This window comes from Candidatus Thiosymbion oneisti, from assembly GCF_900092655.1.
In the GTDB taxonomy this organism is placed as follows: Bacteria; Pseudomonadota; Gammaproteobacteria; order Chromatiales; family Chromatiaceae; genus Thiosymbion; species Thiosymbion oneisti.
Window position 1 is genome coordinate 1 of the sequence record NZ_FLUY01001558.1, and the last position, 350, is coordinate 350.

General features: G+C 60.3%; 1 pseudogene. It reads right to left on the reverse strand.

Going from position 1 to position 350, the window contains the following annotated elements:
- Positions 1–350, reverse strand: a pseudogene (locus tag BQ17_RS22045) (ATP-binding protein); the annotation flags it as partial.

Genomic DNA, 350 nt, shown 5'->3' on the forward strand with positions numbered 1-350 from the left:
TGCATCAAGAGCTGGGGTCCGGCCTCCTTGTAGTCGAACCGTTCGATCCAGATCTCGCTGTTTTCCCGAAAGAAGTGTTGGAAGGCATCGAGCAGCTTGGGAAAATCCAGGCGTCCGTCCCGGTCCACATACCAGACGGTCTCCTGTGGGATTCGGGTCTGGGTAATCCAGGTCAAAGCACGTGGGATGATCTCCCGGTAGATGGGATTGGCGATCTCGACTTGCGGGCGGGTGCGGATCAGTCCCAGGTCCTGCACATAGAGCTGGTCGTCTTCGCTGGGCGGGGCGAGTCCGGGCTCGATAGCGCCCCCCAATAGCTCACTGATGACCTGGTGTACCCTGGGCTCCCG